Below are 2,327 nucleotides of genomic sequence, written 5' to 3'. Positions count from 1 at the left end.
GACGGTCTGCTGTGGGCCGTCGTCGTCGAAACTGAATACCGAGCTGTTGCCATCGGCCAGGGTGACACGTCCCGAGGCGGTGACCGGGTCGCCATCAGCATCCGTGCGAGTCACCTGGTAAAGCAGTTGTAGCGGGCCGCCAGCGGTGATCAGCAGATCGATCGACTCGTCGAAACGGCCATCGTTGTCGCCGTGACGAATGGCTTCGAACAGGGTTGTCTGCAGCTGCAGCTCCCCGCCGCCTACATTGACGATCTTGATGGTAAAGACGGTATGCCCCTGGGTATCGATGCCATTCAGCGTATCGCTGCCTGCGGGAACCAGCTTGATGGCTCCACCATCGGTAGCCTGCAGATTGGTGAGCAGCCCACCCTGGGGAACACCGACGAAGCTCATGCTGCCGACCGTCGTGCCTTCCCCATCCGCGCCGTAGCTGCCGCTGATCGAGAACAGAGACACCAACCCGCCGAGCACATTGGTCTGGACCTGGGCCAGGGCATTGGCCGCGTCGTCATTGACATAGCCGTCATCGGAATCATTGGCGGCATAGCGATCCTGGTCGCCCACCGTCTCATCCAGCGCGACCTTGAGCAGACGTGCAGCGTCAGCCAGCGCATCCACGCCAAGCGTCGGCACATCGTCCTCGATATTGATCACGAACAGACCGCCAAGGCCTTTGGGGAGCAATAGCGGGTCGCCATCGCCGTCGGTGATTTTCAGCAACTGGGTGAAATCGATGCCGAAGTAGCCATTCGACGACCACAGCTCGCTGTCATTGCCATCGGCCAGCGGGTGGTCGATGGGCCCCTTCAACTCGAACTTGAAGGCGCCGTTGGCGTACACCGTCAGCTCGAACACCGGGTAGCCCCCCGCAGCCGTGGCGACGAGCACACTGGCCGGTTGACCATCGACCATCTGCTCGCTGACGACATAGCTCAGCGCCTCGCCACCGGACTTCAACCCCTGCGGGCTCAGCAGGGCGATCGCAGCATCGGTTTCGACCAATTTGAAGACACCGGGGCCGTCAGCACCAAAGGCTACAAGCGACGCCAGGGTGCCGGCGCCGTTGGCCGTGCTGACCACCAGGGTCTGACCACTCTCCTGATTGCCCTGATTGGGAGTCTGCAACTTGTCTTCATGCACCGTGCCGCCAAGCTTGCCGCTCCAGGTGGCCTGAATATTGACGTCGTTATAGTCGTTGTCACTGTCTCCGTTGTTGACGTCTTCCCAGTTCTGATTGCCTGGCGCGGCGTTGTCCTGAACATGGGACTTGCTGCTGGGATTGAGCGCCGGATTGTCGAACAGCGTATGAGCCCCACCAGCACCATTGAGCGGCGTGGCACCAGCAAAAGCTTTCCACTGCCCATCCACTTGCTGGAAGGTTACCGCGGTACCGTTAGCGACTGCGTTAAAGCCACCATTGGGAATGATGAAGAAGCCAACCTGGCTCGGGTCCAACCCATGAAGCGTGATCGAATCGCCGCCGCTGAGATTGGTGGTATTGCCCCATACGATCTGACCACTGAGCGGTATGCCATCCGGGCCCTTGATGTAGTAGCCATAGCTGTTGAAGTAGGAAGCGTCGCCACCCTTGTAGGTCAGGGTCAGGCTGTGGCCGTTGGCACCATCCACCAGCTCGGGCACGTCGTCCTGCACATTGATGACGAACAGACCGCCTGCATCGACAGGCATTTGCAAGGGATCGCCATCCCCATCGGTCGCGGTGATCAACTGGGTGAAATCAATGCCGAACACGCCGCCGTTGGACCACAACTCGTCGTCGTCACCATCTTTCACCGGATGATCGATGGGCCCCTGCAGCTCGAAGTGGAAGCTGCCGTCGGCATTGACTGTCAGGGTGAACACCGGGTAGCTACCCAGGCTTTCCGCCGATACGGCGGTCAAGGTGGAACTGACCAGCTTGCCGTCGACGATGGTTGGCACCATTTCGTAAACCAGCCCCTCGCCACCGGACGTCAGTCCCTGGGCATCCAGCAGCCCCTCGGCCACGCTGCTTTCGACCAAACCGAAGGCACCAGGGCCGTCAGCGCCGAAGGAGACCAGCGACGACAGGTTGCCTGCACCGCCAGCGGTACTGACCACCAGCGTCTGGCCTCCGTTGTCGGGATTACCTGTATGCGGCAGGGAAAGCAGGTCCTCATGGACCGTTCCGCCAAGGGCCGGGCGCTGTGGATCGACGGGTTTCAGCACCGGGACATCGTCTTCCACATCGATTACGAAGCTACCAGCCTGGAAGCCACCGGCAATCGGGTCGCCATCACCGTCAGTGGCAATCAATACGCCGGAGAAATCCAGCACCAGGTTGT

General features: G+C 60.7%; 1 protein-coding gene. It reads right to left on the bottom strand.

From position 1 onward, the window contains the following. Window positions 1–2,103: DUF4114 domain-containing protein (locus N7333_RS24225; protein ID WP_279859505.1), on the bottom strand; the 2,103-nt coding region annotated here is incomplete at its 3' end. Window positions 2,104–2,327 lie beyond the last annotated feature (224 nt).

It is taken from the genome of Pseudomonas sp. GD04158, assembly GCF_029834875.1.
GTDB lineage: Bacteria > Pseudomonadota > Gammaproteobacteria > Pseudomonadales > Pseudomonadaceae > Aquipseudomonas > Aquipseudomonas hydrolytica.
This window is presented reverse-complemented; position numbering and strand designations above follow the sequence as displayed.